Annotated in this window: 16 protein-coding genes; 12 read left to right on the top strand and 4 right to left on the bottom strand. The window is 58.9% G+C overall.

From position 1 onward, the window contains the following. Window positions 1–107 precede the first annotated feature (107 nt). Together ABF979_RS09475 and ABF979_RS09470 are read left to right on the top strand one after the other, a co-directional pair. Entirely contained in the window at window positions 108–899 is a 792-nt protein-coding gene (locus tag ABF979_RS09475) for an amino acid ABC transporter ATP-binding protein (RefSeq protein ID WP_064273747.1), read from the top strand. Further along, window positions 899–2,476 carry an ABC transporter substrate-binding protein/permease gene (locus ABF979_RS09470; protein WP_415559395.1) on the top strand — a complete coding sequence of 526 codons (1,578 nt, stop codon included), beginning with the start codon at window positions 899–901 and terminating at the stop codon, window positions 2,474–2,476. The genes ABF979_RS09475 and ABF979_RS09470 overlap by 1 nt, the downstream gene beginning before the upstream one ends. Window positions 2,477–2,552: 76 nt before the next feature. Here the strand turns inward: ABF979_RS09470 and ABF979_RS09465 are convergent, their stop codons facing one another. From ABF979_RS09465 to ABF979_RS09455, 3 genes are read right to left on the bottom strand one after another with little or no spacing between them, the layout of a single operon-like run. Further along, window positions 2,553–3,488 (bottom strand): hypothetical protein, encoded by a 936-nt coding sequence (locus ABF979_RS09465; RefSeq protein WP_211507281.1) that lies wholly within the window; start codon window positions 3,486–3,488, stop codon window positions 2,553–2,555. A gap of 3 nt (window positions 3,489–3,491) precedes the next feature. Next, a complete protein-coding gene (locus ABF979_RS09460; protein WP_211496058.1) occupies window positions 3,492–4,742 on the bottom strand; it encodes an AAA family ATPase in 1,251 nt (416 codons plus the stop codon). Window positions 4,743–4,774: 32 nt separating this feature from the next. Then, on the bottom strand, window positions 4,775–5,374 hold the full coding sequence (locus ABF979_RS09455) for a hypothetical protein (RefSeq protein ID WP_086634017.1): 600 nt from the start codon (window positions 5,372–5,374) through the stop codon (window positions 4,775–4,777). A 203-nt stretch (window positions 5,375–5,577) separates the two neighbouring features. Here ABF979_RS09455 and rimP point away from each other — a divergent pair, with 203 nt between their 5' ends. From rimP to ABF979_RS09405, 10 genes are all read left to right on the top strand, one after another. Then, window positions 5,578–6,195: a ribosome maturation factor RimP gene (gene rimP, locus ABF979_RS09450; protein WP_415559393.1), complete on the top strand. Its 618-nt coding sequence runs from the start codon at window positions 5,578–5,580 to the stop codon at window positions 6,193–6,195. Window positions 6,196–6,226: 31 nt separating this feature from the next. After that, complete coding sequence (gene nusA / locus ABF979_RS09445) at window positions 6,227–7,774, top strand: transcription termination factor NusA (RefSeq protein WP_046900030.1); 1,548 nt, start codon at window positions 6,227–6,229, stop codon at window positions 7,772–7,774. Beyond that, window positions 7,704–8,426, top strand: a complete 723-nt coding sequence (locus tag ABF979_RS09440; RefSeq protein WP_415559391.1) for an RNA-binding protein — start codon at window positions 7,704–7,706, stop codon at window positions 8,424–8,426. Before nusA ends, ABF979_RS09440 begins: the two co-directional genes overlap by 71 nt. Further along, window positions 8,423–11,206: a translation initiation factor IF-2 gene (gene infB, locus ABF979_RS09435; RefSeq protein ID WP_415559389.1), complete on the top strand. Its 2,784-nt coding sequence runs from the start codon at window positions 8,423–8,425 to the stop codon at window positions 11,204–11,206. Before ABF979_RS09440 ends, infB begins: the two co-directional genes overlap by 4 nt. Further along, window positions 11,203–11,622, top strand: coding sequence for a 30S ribosome-binding factor RbfA (gene rbfA, locus ABF979_RS09430; protein WP_046900027.1), 420 nt, complete (start codon window positions 11,203–11,205; stop codon window positions 11,620–11,622). Before infB ends, rbfA begins: the two co-directional genes overlap by 4 nt. A 100-nt stretch (window positions 11,623–11,722) precedes the next feature. Next, window positions 11,723–12,724, top strand: a complete 1,002-nt coding sequence (gene truB, locus ABF979_RS09425) for a tRNA pseudouridine(55) synthase TruB (protein WP_415559387.1) — start codon at window positions 11,723–11,725, stop codon at window positions 12,722–12,724. Next, complete coding sequence (gene rpsO / locus ABF979_RS09420; protein WP_007283842.1) at window positions 12,684–12,953, top strand: 30S ribosomal protein S15; 270 nt, start codon at window positions 12,684–12,686, stop codon at window positions 12,951–12,953. The genes truB and rpsO overlap by 41 nt, the downstream gene beginning before the upstream one ends. A 194-nt stretch (window positions 12,954–13,147) precedes the next feature. Beyond that, window positions 13,148–15,298, top strand: coding sequence for a polyribonucleotide nucleotidyltransferase (gene pnp / locus ABF979_RS09415; protein ID WP_415559385.1), 2,151 nt, complete (start codon window positions 13,148–13,150; stop codon window positions 15,296–15,298). Window positions 15,299–15,362: 64 nt separating this feature from the next. Next, window positions 15,363–16,781, top strand: a complete 1,419-nt coding sequence (locus ABF979_RS09410; RefSeq protein ID WP_415559383.1) for an NAD(P)H-dependent flavin oxidoreductase — start codon at window positions 15,363–15,365, stop codon at window positions 16,779–16,781. A gap of 1 nt (window position 16,782) precedes the next feature. Then, entirely contained in the window at window positions 16,783–18,792 is a 2,010-nt protein-coding gene (locus tag ABF979_RS09405; protein WP_415559382.1) for an FUSC family protein, read from the top strand. An 8-nt stretch (window positions 18,793–18,800) separates the two neighbouring features. Here ABF979_RS09405 and ABF979_RS09400 read toward each other — a convergent pair. Next, window positions 18,801–19,066, bottom strand: a 266-nt coding sequence (locus ABF979_RS09400; protein WP_415559380.1) for a hypothetical protein, incomplete at its 5' end; no start/stop codon positions are given.

Raw genomic sequence — 19,066 nt, 5'->3', positions numbered from 1 at the left:
CTGCAAGGGGGCGTCTGAAAAGCTGCAATCTGGTGAATTCTCATTCCCGCATGCAGGAAAGGTCTCGATAGCCAGTGCGAGGTCCGTTAAGAGGGCTGAACGGTATAATGATCACACGTCTTGTTAAGGGATGTCTGGAACTGACTGATCTGGTGTTACAGGCGAGCGGGATCGCCAAGTCTTTTGATGGCAACGAAATTCTTCGTGGTCTGTCACTTGATGTTGAACGTGGCGAGCTGATCTCGATTATCGGACCTTCAGGGTGTGGCAAGTCCACGTTCCTGCGGTGCCTCAATTTTCTGGAGCATCCTGACGCCGGAACTGTCCGTATTGAAGATGTGACACTCGCCTGTACGGGCAAAAGTTGGACGCGCGCCAATGAGGCACAGGCCCATCGTTTGCGGGCGCATGTCGGCATGGTCTTTCAGGCTTTCAACCTTTTCCCTCATAGAACCGTCATTGATAACGTCATGATGGCGCCGATGCGCGTGAAAGGTGTCTCACGGGATGAGGCGCAGGCAACAGCCTGTACACTTTTGGAAAAAGTGGGGCTGGCGGGTGTAAAAAACCGCTATCCGGATAGTCTTTCGGGCGGCCAGAAGCAGCGCGCGGCTATTGCCCGTGCGCTCGCCATGAAGCCATCTGTCATGTTGTACGACGAGCCGACATCCGCACTCGACCCGGAACTTTCAGAAGAAGTTCTGTCGGTGATGCGGGATCTGGATGATGATGGGATGACGCAGCTTGTCGTAACACATGACATGCGCTTTGCCCGTGCCGCCTCGGATCGCGTGCTGTACGTGGAGGCTGGTGAAATCGTTGAAAGCGGTGACCCGGACCTGATGTTCGCCAACCCGAAAGAGGGGCGCACACGGCGCTTCCTGCGGACGCTCCTGTGATGAACAAGTTTTTTGCGTGTCTACTGGTGCTGGCTTTCATGCTGGCACCCTCCGTTCATGCCGTAGCAGCTGAAGAGACTGTCGCATCCGCGCCAGACGCTCTGGTCGTGCCGGGGGCTCGGGATAACACCGATCTGCCCTGGGCCTCGGATGGTGAGGCCAATGTGCCTTACGTGTTCCATGATCCCGAGCATGAATCCCGGATGACCGGGTTCGAATACGATCTGGTCAATGCCATCGCTGAGAAAATGCACCGCAAGGCGCGTTTCATTCAGAACGACTGGGATGGCCTGATTCCCGGTCTGTCGCGCGATCTTTACAGCATGGTTGCAGACGGCATTGAAATGACGCCGGAGCACAAGGCGGCGGTCCTGTTCTCCCGTCCTTATTATGTAACAAGCGAGCGGATCATTCTTCGCAAGGAAGAAACTGGTCTCGACACGCTGGAGGCTCTCAAGGGGCATAAGATCGGCACGATCAAGGACACTACAGCCGAGCGAATGCTGCGTCGGCAGGGTGGCTCTACGATCCGGTCTTATGAAGAAGAGACAAATGCCTTTTCAGATCTGCGCAACGGAAGACTGGACGCGATCCTGCTGGATGCGCCCATCGCCCTGTATTACGGCAGCATTTCCGATGACATGAAGCTGGTGGGCGAACCGATCGGCAGCATGGAATATGGCATCGCGTTTGCGCCTGGTAGCCGCGCGTTGCGTGATCAGGTGGACGCCGCCCTCGGAGATCTTATCAAGGACGGGACGCTTCACCAGATTCTGGCACGCTGGAACCTGTGGACTCCGTTGATGGAGAACTACACGGGGGACCATACCCATCCGGATATTGCCCCGGTGGAATGGGACCGGTATCGGGCCGCCATGGCCAGCACCACGGGTGGAAACTGGAAAGTTCTGGTCCACCGGTATGTCGGGTTCCTGCCTCTGATCGGCCAGGCAGCCTTGATGACGCTGGCTGTTTCAGCGCTCGCTATGGTGATCGCGGTCGCCCTGGGCCTGCTTCTTGCGTTGGCGCGGCATTATGGTGGGACGGTCCCTCGGCTTGTGGCGGGGCTATATGTGGAAATTGTTCGCGGTACACCGCTGCTGATTCAGGTTCTTTTCATTTTCTATGGCCTGCCAGCCTTTGGCATCCGGCTGTCTCCCTTTATGGCAGGCGTGTTGTCACTGGGCCTCAATTACGCGGCCTATGAAGCCGAGAATTACCGTGCGGGTTTGTTGTCTGTCCCCCGCGGCCAGATGGAAGCCGCTATCGCCCTGAACATGACGCACTGGCAGGCGCTTCGTCTGGTCGTGGTGCCGCAGGCCTTCCGCACGGTTGTGCCGGTCATGACCAATGACTTTATTTCGTTGCTCAAAGACAGTTCGTTGGTGTCCGTCATTACCTTAACGGAACTCAGTCAGACCTATGTCCGTCTATCGTCCACCTATTACGATTATTTCGGAACGGGACTGATGGTCGGTGCGGCTTATCTTCTGCTTGGGCTACCGTTCGTGAGATTGGCCCGTATGGCAGAACGGCGCATGGGCCGCGGTATGGGCGGAAATATTGGCCACCATTGACTGGGAGGCATGAAAGACGCCTCATTCAATGAATAAAAAAAAGGCTGCCTCTCTGTTGGGAGGCAGCCTTTTTTTGTCAGGACGCTTTGGGCGCTGACGGATCACTCGTGATGGATGGTGTGAGGGTATTAGGGTCAAGCGTCCCGTCAAACCCTTGCCGCAGAACGTCCGCCCATTTCAGCATCCACCGATCCAGATCCGTGATGAAGCGCGAGGAGTCCGGATTGGAATGAACTGTGCCTTTGCCCCAGATGTTAATGGGTGCCAGGAGCTGGCGGGACCCGTGCTCAATTGGGGCAATAAGCGTTTCAACAGTCTCGACCTGAACGCCCTGCGTGCCCTGAAGGGCTGCGTGATACCACCCAACATTGATCATGAGGGGTGGAATGGGAAAGCCGAGTGTTGCCATGCGGTTGAAGGCCGCTGTTATGAACGGGTCCGGGCTGACTGTATTGTTCGCCAGAACTGCGTTCCCCATATAGGTGCACTCTTCCGATGCTCCCGGCTTTCCGCTGATACGTGATGCATAGTTGCGATCATCATGGCACGGCGTTTCCAGCCCATCCGTCACTTCCTGTGGAAGAGTCTGCTGGCTGGCGCGGACAACAATGACTGCCGAGACAACACCACTATCCGTACGCGCCAGAACCTGCTGGGAAATTTCTCCGTGAGGGCCGCTACGCGCTGTCAGGATGGTGTGCCAGTCTCCGGTCGGGAGAGGAACAGTGCGCCCGGCAATCTTCAGGCTGTGGCGGAGGGTGATGCCTGGATCGGGAACACCGACCTGATCCACGCCACCATTGGGGGCATTGCCGCCGGCAGCGTTTTGAGCGCCGCTCGCGCCTGCTGCAGACGCTGGGCTTGCACCAGGGGCATGTCCTGGGAGCCAGGGCATGGCTTTCTTCAAAGCCGGGGTCGGGAAAAACGACGCCATCCCGATCCCGCCGACCATCATGATAAGGCTTGTGCGCCAAAGAGGCGCACGGCGCCAGAGTCGTCCAAATGCTGTCATGGATCAGTGGCTCAGGCGGCCGAGTTGCGCTTCGGTATCCTTGGAAATTTCCGCGACAACGCCCTCATCTCCTGCCGTCAGGCGAACCGTCTTGGCCCCCTGCTGACGGGCGATAATCAGGCTTTCGCTCACCATATCTTCAATGGACCGCACCAGATCACGAGCGCTGGCGCCGGTGCCCAGGTTCTTCTGCTTGACCATGACCTGAAAGAGCAGGGCCGGATCAATACCGCCTGTTTCAACGTGCAGGCCATAGCTTTCGATCATGGCTTCAATTTCCAGAGCGGCCACACGGGCCAGATCCAGACCGCGGAGAGCGCGGAATACAAAGATCCTGTCGAGGCGGTTCAGAACCTCAGGAGCGAAGCCTGCCCGCTTGAGCGCTTCCACCGACTCCGCGCGCATCTTGTCGGGCTCATTCTCCAAACGGTCCGCAATTTCTGTCAGTGCGTCCGTTGCGATGTTGGACGTCAGCATGAAGATGGCGCGGGTTGTGGAGACTTGCTCGCCTGTAGACGCTTCCGTAACGTGACCATCGTTCCATGCAGTGAGGAACTTCTTGAACACGTCCGGATGGGCTTTTTCAATTTCATCCAGCAGCACGACGGCATCTGGCTGATCCTTGAGACCGCCGGTCAGCTTGCCGAAAGTATCTGAGCCGACATAGCCCTTCGGGGAGCCGAAGAGCTGTGTGGCTGCATGGGGGCTGGACATCTGCGTCATATCGAAATGGAGCAGGGGGCGCTCCATCTGGCGGGCAATCTGCTTGGCCAGATAGGTTTTGCCAGTTCCTGGAGGGCCTGCCAGCAGAAAAATACCCACGGGCTTGCCGCGAACCTGAAGAGCGAGGCGGCGGCGGAGCTGCTGGGCAATGTCTTCGCAGACACGGTCCTGCCCGATGACGCGGGCCCGAAGAGATGCGGCAAGCTCCTCCGCATCGATGACGGTTTCGCGCTGTTCGCGGGCCATGAGTTCTTCAAGCGCACCACGATTGGTCAGCCGGCTGAGAACATCCATGATCAGACCTTTCCTCCGGCGCAGTCCACGACGCGCCAGTTTTTCTGCAGAAGTTTCGTATCCCAGACCCATGACGGTCAGGAGGGCGCCGATCCCCGCAAGGGGGAGATAGGCAGGGCGTGCCCAGTTCAGAGCTCTCCAGAAACCATCCAGAGACAGGTGTAGCATGACGGCCACCTGAATGACCGCCAGAATCAGGAAGGCCGCCATCATAACTGGCATGGCCCGGTTGAGCATGGGAACGAGGGACTTGAACACCGGGGTGGCCTTTACTGAACAATCACGCCAAGCACGATACGCTGACTCAGCGCAGTCAGGCTTGGCAGGGCTTCGGGGCCGAGGGCGGTCATGGCACCAATGGTAAGAGCGGGTGCGTGCGGCATTGTGACAGGATCAATCGTAACCTGTGCGGCTTCGGCAATCGGCAGAATGAGCCGCTGGAATTTTCCTGTCAAAACAACGCGCTGGGTCAATCCGGATACTGTGACATCAACGGTCTGTCCTGTCACGCCTGCCGCATCCAGAACCGGCATTTCCACAAGGCGCATATCGCCACGCTGCACGGCCGCTAAAATCTGGCTTCGCTGTTGGGCATTGAAGCTGGTAGCAGCAAGCGCTTTAGGGGCATTCTGTGCGGAGAGCATGGAAAGCTGAACCGCCGCCTGAAGCGCCGGTGCCGTGCCAACGGCAGCATTGTCCGGCGGAGGAGCAGGAACTGCCGCCTTGGGCGTTGTGGCATGAGTGTAGAAAAATGCCCCGGCCCCAATGGTGACCACGGCCAGAAGACTACCTCCCGCCCAGAGAGGTCGGCTCCGGGGAGCATCCTGCTGCGGAAGGAGATGCGGTTTAGGCTCGGGTTCGGCTGTCATCAGGGCCTCATCTCACCCTGACTACCCGTTCAAGGCAAGCATTCTCCGCACTGATAAATGTAAACAAATCTTTCGATATGCTTATGGGGCTGTATCCCTGTCGTTCTACTTGCATTGCGAGGGTGGAGGGCCTAGATAGAGGTCATTCCATTCATCTTCCGCTTCTTTTCGGGGGGTGGCCCTGACGGGCCGCCTTTTTTGTCTTGCCTCAACAGAACACATCTTCCGGTCTCGAACTGCCTCATCTGACGGGCCTTGAAGCCCGCATTGCGGAGCGGATCGTGCCGACGCTGGCGGACCTGGGCTATGAGCTCGTCCGTCTTTCCGTTCTCGGGCGCGACACCCCGACCATTCAGATCATGGCGGACCGTGCAAACGGCTCCCTGATCTCCGTGGAGGACTGCGAGCAGATCAGTCATGCCGTCGGTGCCATCCTTGACGTGGATGACCCGATTCCAGGCGCATGGATGCTCGAAGTATCATCAGCTGGAATCGACCGCCCTTTGACCCGTGCAAAGGACTGGGAACGATTCGCCGGACATCTGGCCAAGGCTGAGCTTGATGTTCCGCTCAATGGCCGTCGTCGTTTCTCTGGAACGGTGATGGGCACGCGGGATGGCAAGGGCGTGATTCGTCTGGACGACGGGACTGAAGCGGAGCTGCCATTGGCGGAAGTTCGCAAAGCCCGTCTGATCCTGACGGATGCCCTGATTGAGGCAAGTGCTGCCCTTTCGGGTGTCACACCTGAAGCGGAGAGTGACGGCGAGGCGCCTCGCGTTCCGAAACTGAATCCGAAGAAGCCGGGGAAGAAGAAACAATGACCCGTCTCATGCTGGCTGGAGGTCCGATCTGATGGACACATCTGTTATCCGCCCTGAACTGCTGCTGGTCGCAGACGCAGTCTCGCGCGAGAAGAACATCGACCGCGAAGAAGTGCTGGAAGCGATGGAGCAGGCCATTCAGAAGGCTGGCCGCGCCAAGTATGGTCACGAGAAGGACATTCGCGCGACCATAGACCGCAAGACGGGCGAAGTTCGTCTCAGCCGCTGGACGGAAGCTGTCGAGCAGGTGGAGAATGAGGACACGCAGATCCCCATTCACATTGCTCGTAAGTTCCAGCCGGAAATTCAGATTGGCGAACATCTCGTTGATCCACTGCCGCCCATCGACTTTGGTCGTATTGCAGCGCAGACGGCCAAGCAGGTTATTGTGCAGCGCGTGCGTGAATATGAACGCAAGCGTCAGTTCAATGAATTCAAGGATCGCGTAGGCGAGATCGTCAACGGTACCGTCAAGCGGACCGAGTACGGCAACATGATGGTTGAAATCGGCAATGCCGAAGGCCTTCTGCGTCGTGACGAGCTGATCCCCCGCGAGTCTTTCCGAAATTCGGACCGCATTCGCGCGTATATCTATGATGTACGTGACGAGCCGCGCGGCCCGCAGATCTTCCTGTCACGAACGCATCCGGCATTCCTTGCCAAGCTGTTCGCCCAGGAAGTACCGGAAATTTACGACGGTATCATCGAGATCAAGGCTGTTGCCCGTGATCCGGGGTCCCGCGCCAAAATGGCTGTCATTTCCCGTGACGCGGCGATTGATCCGGTCGGTGCGTGCGTTGGTATGCGTGGCTCGCGTGTTCAGGCCGTTGTGGCTGAGTTGCAGGGCGAGAAGATCGACATCATTCCCTGGAGCCCGCAGGCTGCAACATTCGTTGTGAATGCGCTGGCACCTGCTGAAGTCACCAAGGTGGTGATGGACGAGGAAGCAGGGCGTGTTGAGGTCGTGGTGCCGGATGAGCAGCTTTCGCTCGCGATCGGTCGCCGCGGACAGAACGTGCGTCTGGCCAGCCAGCTGACCCGCTGGGACATCGATATTCTGACGGAGGCCGAGGAATCGGAGCGTCGTCAGGAAGAGTTCCGCAAGCGGACTGGCCTGTTTGTTGACTCGCTGGATGTGGACGATGTGATTGCCAGCCTTCTGGTTACAGAGGGCTTCCACTCCATCGAAGAACTGGCTTATACGGAGCCGGGCGAACTGCATGACATCGAAGGCTTCGATGAGAGTGTTGCTGAAGAGCTGATGCTGCGTGCAAACGAGTATCTGGCTGGCAAGGAACACGAGCTGGACGACAAGCGCAAAGAGCTTGGCGTGACGGACGATGTTGTCGATCTCGGAGTCTTCACGAACCAGATGCTGGTGACGCTTGGTGAGAAGGGTGTGAAAACGCTCGACGATCTGGCGGATCTGGCAGGTGATGAACTCGTGGACATTCTTGGCGCAGACGCCATGGATGAAGATGCCGCGAATGAAGTCATCATGGCAGCCCGTGCCCACTGGTTTGAGGGTGACGAATCGGCTGAAGCCGAAAAGAAGGACGGGGAGTCGACCGACGTCTGATATTTCTGATATTGATAATGGTCCCATTCGCGGTGCTTTAGGGCGTCGCGGTTCAGAGCGCCGCTGCCTCGTGACCCGAGAGCAGAGGCCGCCTGAAAGCATGATCCGTTTCGTGGTCAGCCCGGATAATCGGGTTGTGCCAGATCTGGCCGCAAAGCTGCCAGGTCGGGGAATGTGGTTGAGTGCCAGCCGGGATGTGTTAGATAGCCCCCGCACCCGACAGGCTTTTGCACGTGCTGCAAAGGCCCAGGTGTCTGTACCGGACTGTCTGGCGGATCTCGTCGAGGCGGCACTGGGACAGAGGATGTTGGACGCTGTCAGTCTGGCCCGAAGAGCGGGACAGGTTGTCTGCGGGTTTCAGAAATGCCGGGAGTGGCTCATTTCCGGTAGGGCAGGGGTGGTGATCCGTTCCGAAGGTGCAAGCCTGGACGAGTTCTCCAGACTGGTGTCGGGCCGGCGATCTCTGCCGGTGGTGACAGTTCCCGATCGCGTCCTGGCTTCGGCGTTCGGCCGGGACCGGGCGGTCTATGCGGTGATGGCGCCGGGTGCGCTGGCACAGCGCCTGATCGCCGAACATGAGAGATTTTCGGGAGTGGCAGGACGTCCGCTCCCAGACCCCGAAGGGGTCAGTAAGGAACAGGCGGAACTATGAGCGACGGCAACGAGCGCAACCAGGACGGAACACAGACCCCATCACAGGGCGGCGAACAGAACAAGACTGGCCGCCTGTCCCTACGCCCCGCAGGACGTCAGGAGGTCGGTCGTACAGTCGACGCTGGCTCCGTGCGTCAAAGCTTCAGCCACGGCCGCTCAAAGGTCGTGCAGGTTGAAGTTCGCAAGCCCAAGCGCGCAGCGTCCGGCCCGGGTGGCTCTGCTGCTGGCGGTGCACGTGGTGGTCGTGGTGCTGGTGCTGGCGGTCGCGCCCTGACGGCTGCGGAGCTTGCAACGCGTCAGCGCGTTCTGGAAGCACAGCGTAAAGCTGCGGTTGAAGAGGCTGCACGCCGCGAAGCCGAAAAGATCCAGATCATGTCGGCTGCAGAAGCAGCCCGTCGTGCCGAGGAAGAACAGCGTCTTGCCGCAGAGGCGAGAGAGGCTGAAGAAGCTGCACGCATCGAGCGTGATCGTCAGGCAATCAAAACCGCAGAAGACGCGCGCATCTTCGCTGAAGAAGAAGCCCAGCGCGCTGCGCGTCAGGCAGAACGTGAAGCTGAAGAAGCCCAGCGTGCTGCTCCGCTTGACCCGCGTACGCATTCAACGGGCGGCGTGCAGCTAGCAGCCCCCGTGCAGCGTCTGCGTCCTCTTGCAGAGCGCGCAATCATGCCGGAGCGTCCGGTTCAGACCGCACGTCCTGCGGCTGCAGCTCCTGCACAGCCCCGTGGTGGTGAGACGCTTCATCTGCGTTCTCCCGCAGCCGCGGCGGGTGGCGAAGAAGAGCGTCGTGCTCCTGCTCGCCGCAGTGGTGGTGCACCCAGTGGTCCGGCCCAGCGTCGTTCCACGCAACCTTCCCCACGTAAGAGCCCGGGCGGCAATGACCGTCGTAGCGGTCGCATTGACGTGCGTGCAGCGATTGAAGGCGATGACGGCAAAACCCGTTCGCTGGCTTCAGTTCGCCGTCAGCGCGATCGTGAGCGTCGCCAGGCTGAGCTTGAACGTCTTCGTTCTGATCAGGTGCGCGTTGTGCGTGACGTAATTGTTCCGGAAACCATCACGGTAGCCGAGCTGGCCAACCGTATGGCGTCCCGCCAGGGTGATGTCATCAAGTCGCTCATGAAAATGGGCGTCATGGCGACGGCAACCCAGAGCATCGACGGCGATACTGCTGAGCTGATTGTCGAAGAGTTCGGCCATCGTGTGAAGCGCGTTGCTGAAAGCGATGTGGAAATCGGCATCAAGGGTGTTGAAGATCGCCCAGAAGATCTGGCGCCGCGTGCTCCGGTCGTGACCGTCATGGGGCATGTCGATCACGGTAAGACGTCTCTTCTCGATGCACTCCGCTCTGCTGATGTGGCTGGTGCAGAAGCCGGCGGTATCACGCAGCACATCGGTGCGTATCAGGTCACAGCACCTTCTGGGAAGAAGATCACCTTCATCGATACACCGGGCCATGAGGCGTTTACGTCCATGCGTGCTCGTGGTGCATCCGTGACGGACGTGGTCGTTCTGGTGGTTGCGGCCGATGACGGTGTCATGCCGCAGACGATCGAAGCCATTAAGCATGCCAAGGCTTCGAATGCCCCGATCATTGTCGCCATCAACAAGATGGACAAGCCGGGCGCCAACCCAACCCGTGTCCGTCAGGAACTTCTAAGCCATGAAATCGTGGTCGAAGATATGGGCGGTGATACGCAGGATGTCGAAGTCTCGGCACTGAAGCGTACGGGGCTGGACAAGCTGGAAGAAGCTATTCTGCTTCAGGCTGAAATGCTTGATCTGAGAGCTAACCCGGATCGTATGGCCGAAGGTACGGTCATCGAAAGCCGCCTTGATCGCGGACGTGGCCCAGTGGCTTCCGTTCTGGTTCAGAAGGGCACACTGCGTCGCGGCGATATTGTTGTCGCTGGTGCAGAGTGGGGACGTGTTCGTGCGGTTCTCGATGATCGTGGTCGTCAGCTCAAGGACGCTGGCCCATCCATGCCTGTCGAGATTCTCGGCATCGCGGGTGTTCCGGGTGCAGGTGAGCCGTTCGTTGTTGTTGAAAACGACGTCCGCGCTCGTGAGATCAGCGAATTCCGTCAGCGTACCATCAAGGAAAAGCAGGCTGCGACGCAGGTTGCTGCCCGTGGCACACTCGACCAGATGCTGGCTCGTATTCAGGCCGGTGATCAGAAGGAAGTTGCCCTTCTTATCAAGGCGGACGTTCAGGGTTCTGCGGAAGCAATCTCCACGACCGTCCAGAAGCTTGCTCATGAGGAAGTTGCAATTCGCGTCCTGAACGCCAGCGTCGGTCAGATCACGGAAAGCGATATCCAGTTCGCCAAGGCTTCTGATGCCATCATCGTGGCGTTCAACGTTCGTGCGACAACGCAGGCTCGTGAACTGGCGCAGCGTGAGGGCGTGGATATCCGCTACTACTCCATCATCTACCAGGTGGCGGACGACGTAGAGCAGCTCGTGAAGGGCAAGGTTGCGCCCAAGCATCGCGAGAAGTTCCTGGGCTATGCGGAGATCCGTCAGGTCTTCAACATCACGAAGACTGGCAAGGTCGCTGGTTGCTACGTCACCGAAGGCCTCGTCAAGCGTGGTTGTGGCGTGCGTCTGCTGCGTGAGAACGTGGTCATCCATCAGGGTGAACTCAGCCAGCTCAAGCGCTTCAAGGACGATGTCAAGGAAGTGGCTCGTGGGTATGAGTGCGGTCTTTCCTTCGCAGGTTACAATGATCTGCGCGAAGGCGATGTCGTCGAGTGCTATGAGATGGAAGTGATCCCGGCTTGAGCTCACGTTCCAGAAATGACCTGAAAGGCCCGGCAGGCGTTGTTGCCCAAGGGCCAAGCACGCGTCAGCTTCGGGTGGCAGAAGAGGTTCGCCGGACTCTGGCGGACATCTTCGCCCGCACGGAGTTTCGTGATCCTGACCTGCTCGATGTTCGCATTACGGTTACGGAAGTGCGGGTTTCTCCAGACTTTGGTCACGCGACAGTGTTCGTGACCCGACTGGGCCGAAGCGATGTGGAAGAAGTTCTTCCTGCTTTAAAGCGGGTTTCTCCCTTCCTTCGCTCCGGATTGGCCAAGGTGCTTCGACTGCGAAGTGTTCCGGAAATTCATTTCCAGCCAGATACGGCGCTGGATAATGCGATGGAACTGGATCAGCTCTTTCGTTCACCGGAAGTTAGCCGAGATCTGGAAGACTGATTTTGCACAACACCTCTGGCCTCCGGGTCAGGGGTGTTTTTGCATTTACAGGTCAGACTGGTCTATCAGCGCCCGATCATGAGTGAGGGATGCTGGACCAGTGGCAAGAAAACGCGGACGCGAGATTGACGGATGGCTGATTCTCGACAAGCCGCTTGGCCCAACGTCTACGGACATGGTCAATAAACTGCGTTGGGAATTTGACGCGAAAAAAGCAGGCCATGGCGGCACGCTTGATCCCTTGGCCTCAGGCGTCCTACCGATCGCATTTGGCAAGGCTACGCGAACGATCCCTTATATTATGGATGCGACAAAGCGTTACCGCTTTACGCTCTCTTTGGGGGAAAGCCGCACAACCGATGATCGCGAGGGAGAAGTTCTTGCGACGTCGGTTCATCGTCCAACAGATGATGATCTACGCGCCTGTCTTCCCGCTCTGACGGGCGATGTGATGCAGATTCCTCCCGTGTTCTCTGCGCTGAGAGTTGGTGGAAAGCGTGCTTACGATCTTGCGCGCTCTGGCCGTCCACCGGAGCTTCCGCCCCGTCCGGCACGGATAGATTCGATCACACTGGTAGAACGACCGGATGTGGATACTGCAGTTTTTGAAGTGCAGTCCGGCAAGGGCGTTTATATGCGGTCTCTGGCGCGAGACATCGCTCTTGCCTGCGGAACTGTTGGCCATATTTCTGTCCTGCGGCGAACGAAATGCGGGCCGTTCGATCTGTCCCATGCCATGATGATTGACGAGATAGCACTGGACAAATCGACTCAAACTGTGGACAACGCCGATGCTCTTCCGGCTCCTCTGCTGGATGTGGCGACCGCGCTGGTCGACATCCCGGCGCTGGCCGTTACCGAAGCGGAGGGAAGAATATTGATCTGGGGCCAGTCTCTTGACCCCTCGGATCTCACATATTCTCTGCCGGCCGTGTCACAGGAGGGAGACCATCTGTGGCGTGCGATGATCGGAGAGCACGTGATTGGCTTGTGTCAGATCCGCGATGGACGGCTCAGGGCAGCACGGATGCTGGAAAACCACGAGTTTTTTGGAGAACACGATGTCGATTACTGCAGAACGCCGCACGGCTCTGATCGCTGAATACCGCCAGAACGAGACCGATACGGGATCGCCGGAAGTTCAGGTTGCGATCCTGACCGAGCGGATTGTTAACCTGACCGAGCACCTGAAGACCCACAAGAAGGACTTCCACTCCCGTCGTGGTCTTCTGATGATGGTCGGTCAGCGTCGTAGCATGCTGGACTATCTGAAGCGCAAGGATCAGGCTCGTTACCAGAGCGTGATCGAGCGTCTCGGCCTGCGTCGCTGATACGTCGTCCGGGGGCTTGCTCCCGGACACCCCTGCCATCGGTCTTTCCGGGGGTGGGGTGCGCGACCGGCGTTTCAGGCCACATGGTGTCGTTGCGGGAATTGTCCCGCTACCACCGCCATGCCGTCCGAAACGCTGCTCCGTCACCTGCCGGATGTCCAGATGATGGCTCGTTCCTAATCTAGGAGAACGATATGTTCGATTATTTCCGCAAGGAAATCGAGTGGGCCGGACGCCCGCTTATTCTTGAAACCGGCAAGATCGCCCGTCAGGCTGACGGCGCTGTCATGATCACCTATGGTGACACGGTCGTTCTGTGTACGGCTGTTGGTGCCAAGAGCGTCAAGCCGGGACAGGATTTCTTCCCGCTTACGGTCAACTATCAGGAAAAGGCTTACGCTGCTGGCAAGATCCCAGGCGGGTTCTTCAAGCGCGAAGGTCGTCCGTCTGAAGCGGAAGTGCTGAATGCACGTCTGATTGACCGTCCCCTCCGTCCGCTGTTCCCGGAGAACTTCCGTAATGAAGTTCAGGTTACAGCTACGGTTCTGAGCCATGACATGGAAAACGATCCGGCGATCGTGTCCCTGATCGGTTGCTCTGCTGCCCTGACGCTGTCTGGTATTCCTTTCTTCGGTCCGGTTGCTGCTGCTCGCATTGGTCGCATCGATGGCAAGCTCGTCGTGAACCCGACGCTGTCCGAAGTTAAGGACAGCACGCTGGATCTCGTTGTGGCCGGTACGTCTGAAGGCGTGCTGATGGTTGAGTCCGAAGCCAGCGAGCTTTCGGAAGAGACCATGCTGGAAGCCGTGACCTTGGGTCACACGTCCTTCCAGCCTGTGATCGAAGCCATTATCGCTCTGGCCGAACACGCAGCTAAGGCTCCGTGGGATCTGCCGTCGCTGACGAAGGAAGAAATTGCCCTTCGCAAGCGCGTCGAGAAGGTCGGCAACAAGCTGATGGCCGATGCCTACAAGGAGCGCGTCAAGCAGGCACGCTACAAGAAGGTTGCTGAAGCCAAGGACCGTATCAACGAGATCCTTGCTGAAGAAGGTCTTGACGTTGAGCTGGCCAAGCCGATGCTCAAGGAGCTGGAAGCCCAGGTTGTTCGTGGCTCCATCCTCAAGACCGGTATCCGCATCGACGGTCGCGATCTGAAGACGGTTCGCCCGATCCTTGCAGAAGTCGGCATCCTGCCGCGCGCCCATGGTTCTGCCCTGTTCACCCGTGGTGAAACGCAGGCTCTGGTCGTTGCAACGCTTGGCACTGGCCAGGACGAGCAGATCATTGATGCGCTCGAAGGCGAGTACCGCTCGAACTTCCTGCTGCACTACAACTTCCCTCCGTACTCGGTGGGCGAGTGTGGTCGTATGGGTTCTCCGGGCCGTCGTGAGATTGGTCACGGCAAGCTCGCATGGCGTGCGCTGCATCCGCTGCTGCCGTCCAAGGAACAGTTCCCGTACACGATGCGTGTCGTCTCCGAGATCACGGAGAGCAACGGCTCCTCATCCATGGCAACCGTCTGCGGTACGTCCCTGGCGCTGATGGATGCCGGTGTTCCGCTGCCGCGTCCGGTTGCTGGCATTGCAATGGGCCTGATCAAGGAAGATCGTGGCTACGCTGTGCTGTCCGATATCCTGGGTGATGAAGATCATCTTGGTGACATGGACTTCAAGGTGGCCGGTACGGCAGACGGTGTGACCGCTCTGCAGATGGACATCAAGATCACGTCCATCACGCCGGAAATCATGAAAATTGCTCTTGAGCAGGCTCGTGAAGGGCGGATCCATATCCTTGGCGAAATGTCCAAGGCTCTGACGGAAGGTCGTGACGACGTCTCCGGCAATGCGCCGAAGATTACGACGATGTCCGTGCCGAAGGAAAAGATCCGCGATGTGATCGGTTCCGGTGGCAAGGTCATCCGCGAGATCGTCGAGTATTCCGGTGCCAAGGTTGACATCGGGGATGACGGCACGATCACGATCGCTGCTTCCAATGACGAACAGGCCCAGAAGGCTATTGCTCGCATTGAAGGCATCGTGGCTGAGCCGGAAATCGGCCGTATCTACGACGGTAAGGTTGTAAAGACGGCCGACTTCGGTGCATTCGTGAACTTCCTTGGCCCGCGTGATGGTCTGGTGCACATCTCCGAGCTGACGCAGGGCCGTGTTGCCAAGACGTCCGACGTGGTCCAGCAGGGCGATGCCGTGAAGGTCAAGGTCATCGGTTTTGATGACCGCGGCAAGGTGAAGCTGTCCATGCGGGTTGTCGATCAGGAAACTGGTGCCGATATCACGGAGAGCGTGGGGGCCAAGGCCGGCCGTCCGCCCCGTCGCGACGCCGAGTGAGTCCTCGGGCGGGGCTCGCAAGGCCCCGCCTTTTTTGTGTGAGTATCGGAGACATCGAGTCCCCATGAAGTTGATCGACACCCTTCGTTTTGGTGGTCAGGATGTTCTGCCTCTCGTCGAGGGGGGCAAAGGTGTTTCTGTCTCCACCGGTACTTCGGCAGGTCATTGGGCCGCTGCCGGCGGAATTGGAACCATTTCCGCCGTCAACGCTGACAGCTACGACGAACAGGGGCGTCCTGTTCCCCAGATTTACCACGGACGGACCCGCCGTGAACGGCAGCGCGAACTGATCCGCTACGCCATCGATGGCGGTATTGCCCAAGCGAAGATTGCCCGTGAGATCTCAGGTGGCAAAGGACGCCTTCACGCCAATATCCTGTGGGAAATGGGCGGCGCTGAAGAAATTATCGAGGGTATCCTCGAAGGCGCTCCAGGCATCATCAACGGCCTGACCTGTGGCGCTGGCATGCCATATCGTTTGTCTGACATCGCGATCAAACACGGTATTCCCTACTACCCGATCGTGTCATCCGGCCGTGCTTTCAATGCGCTCTGGCGCCGTGCGTACAGCAAGGCACCGGAACTGCTGGGTGGCGTGGTGTATGAAGATCCGTGGCGCGCAGGTGGCCATAATGGTCTTTCCAACACGGAAAACCCGTTACAGCCGGAAGATCCGTTCCCGCGTGTGCTCGAGCTTCGTCGGGTTCTGCGTCAGTACGGTCTGGATGAAACGCCCATTATCATGGCGGGTGGTGTCTGGGCTCTTGAAGAATGGCAGGACTGGATTGGTAACCCGGATCTTGGGCCAATCGCTTTCCAGTTCGGAACGCGTCCGCTGCTGACAAAGGAAAGCCCGATTCCGGAGGCTTGGAAGCGCCGTCTTCTGACGCTGAAGAAGGGGGATGTTTATCTGAACCGCTTCTCTCCGACCGGCTTCTATTCCTCTGCTGTCAACAACAGCTTCATGCATGACCTGCGAGGCCGCTCGGAGCGTCAGGTTGCGTACAGCCCCGAAGTCACGGCAGAGCTGGATGCGTCTTACGGCGTCGGTGCACGGAAGCGCGAAGTGTTCGTGTCCTCGACGGACCGTCAGCACATCGCAGGTTGGGAGGCCGCGGGCTTCACCGAGGCGCTCCGTACGCCTGATGACACGCTGGTTTTTGTCACTCCTGACAGTGCCCGTGAAATTCTGGCTGACCAGACGAACTGCATGGGCTGCCTGTCGGCGTGCAAGTTCTCCAACTGGATGCAGCGTGAGCCTTACACAAACGGTCAAAAAGCTGACCCGCGGTCTTTCTGCATCCAGAAGACGCTTCAGACGATTGCGCATGCTCCGAATGACGAGCATGCGGATGATGTGGTTGACCACAACCTGATGTTTGGTGGCACGAATGCCTGGCGCTTCGGAACTGATCCTTTCTATGCGAATGGATTTGTTCCTACAGTTGGTCAGCTCGTGGAGCGTATTCTGACAGGACGATAACATGACGGTGCGTGATCCACTGGCGCGACAGGCTTCATTGAACCGCACCCGTCATCTGACTTTCCTGTCACAGTTTCTGGCCCGCCATTCTGTTCCCCTCAGCCCGGAGCAACTTGCTCCTGCTGAGGGTGTCCGGGCGGCCCTTGCAACGGTTGTTGCCCTTCTTCCTGCTCTTTATTTTCATCAGGCTGTTTTTGCCTGGGCTGCTTTTGCAGCATTTTGGTGCTGTCTGATTGAACCCGGTGGCACACCGCGTGAGCAGATGCGTATCCTCGGCATCTTTACGGTTGCGGGTGCGGTACTGGGCGGTGTGACGTCCCTGATTGCGACATTCCCGTATGGGGGAGTCATTCCCTGGTTGATCGTGACAGGTCTGTTCGCGGGGCTGGCGCGTGCCTTAGTCCCCAGCATGGCGCTCCTGTGCGCGCTGCTGGGCTGCGTCATGCTCGCCGGGATCGGGTTTCCGGCGCATTCATTCAACGATGCTCTGACGATTGCGCTCGCCTTTGCTGGCGGTGGAACGTGGGCGATCGTGCTGTGCCTGATCCTATGGCCGCAGCATCCCTATGCGCCTGCACGGCGGGCTGTTGGGGGCTGCTATCAGCTTCTTGCCGTGATGGCTGGAGAATTGGCCGCAGGTCGCCTTCAGGAGACGGTTCATCGCCAGACGATCCGCACGGCCATTGAGCGGGCGAGAGGTGTTGCCCTTCAGATTGATGCAGGCCATGCCAGTTACAGTATGCGTGGTCGCCTGATTGCCTCTCTTGCCGGTGCAGAGCGTCTTTTCACGGCGATGCTGGCTGTTGAGCATCTTGTTGAAACGCGTGGGCTGGATTTTGAAGCGCGTGGAACACTCGCAGCATTTTCGGCACTTTGCCAGCATGCCAGTGAGGCCGCTCTGTCTCCCAGCCCAGATCTGAAACGCCTTTCCCGAGAGGCTTTGGGTCTGGCGGATAGTATTCGTGTACGCTCCGGCACGATCGGAGAACTGGTGGCAACCAGCGCACGGACGCTTGGCACGCTTGCTGATGGTCTGGCCGAGAAAGCGAGACTCCCTTTCGATGCCGACGCTCCCAAGCACGTCGCCCGGCTGACGCCTGTTATCTGGCGTCATGCCCTTCGCATGGTCGTTGGCCTCCTGGGGACTTATCTGGCGACGCAGTGGTTGGGCCTGAGTTACGGCTTCTGGGCTCTCGTGGCTGTACTGCTTGTTATCCAGCCCTCCGGCCAGACAACCCTGGTGCGGGCTCTGGAGCGCGTTCTGGGAACAATCGGCGGGGGTGTTCTGGCACTTCTGGCAACGCCGTTCCTGCCGGGGCCGACTGAAATGATGGTCGCGCTTGCGTTGTTCGTGATTGGCGCGATTGCCATGCGCGCGGTCAACTATACGCTTCTGGTCCTGTTCCTGAGCGCACATTTCATTATCGTCACGGAAATGACGATGCCGTCTGATGGTGTCGCCTGGCTCCGTATTCTGGATAATACGCTTGGCAGCCTGATTGGCCTTGGCTGCGCTTTTGCACTTTTCCCCCAACGGCAGACGCAGGACATGGACGGTCTGTTGCGCGCCGCGATTGTGGGGAACATTCGCTATCTGTCCGCCGTACTGAATGGCAATGATACGGTTTCTACAGATCGGACGCAGCGTCAGGCAGGGATTGACACCACACGGGCGGAGTTTGCCCGTGGCTCGCTTCCGCTTCTTGGTGGGCTTTCTGGTGTGGGACCGGGGGCGGAGCGCATGCATGCCTTGTTACGCGCGCTCCGAAGCCTGAGCGGAGAAGTCACGCTCCTTCGGTTTGATATGGCTGCCGGGCTGTGTGCGCCTGATCCTCAGACCGGCCAGTTCTGGAAGGAAAAGGCCGAAGCTCTTGAAGCACGAGAGCCCCTCGCGGAAATTGCGGGGCAGCTTGAGAGTGGTGAAATCATGTCGAGCATTGCGGCGCTGAAGCGTTCTGATCGACCCGTTGCAAGTGAAGAAGCTCAGGGACCGGTTCTCTCCGGCCCCTGAGCAGGGTGTCAGTGGCGTCCACCACCACCGGGGCCACCGTGACCGCCACCACCATGTCCGCCCCCTCCAGGACCTCCTCCGCCGCCCGGACCTCCGCCATGGAAGCCACCGCCGCCGGGACGGCCACCACCAGAGAAGCCTCCGCCTGGACGACCGCCTCCTCCGGGTCTGCCTGGGGGTGGGCCACCCCCAGGTCGGCCGCCCCCGCGGTATCCACCTCTCCAGCGGCCGCCTCCCGCCGGTCCAACAGCGTAGCCCGGTCCCCCGCCGCCCC

It is taken from the genome of Gluconobacter sp., from assembly GCF_047723935.1.
Lineage (GTDB): Bacteria > Pseudomonadota > Alphaproteobacteria > Acetobacterales > Acetobacteraceae > Gluconobacter.
This window is presented reverse-complemented; position numbering and strand designations above follow the sequence as displayed.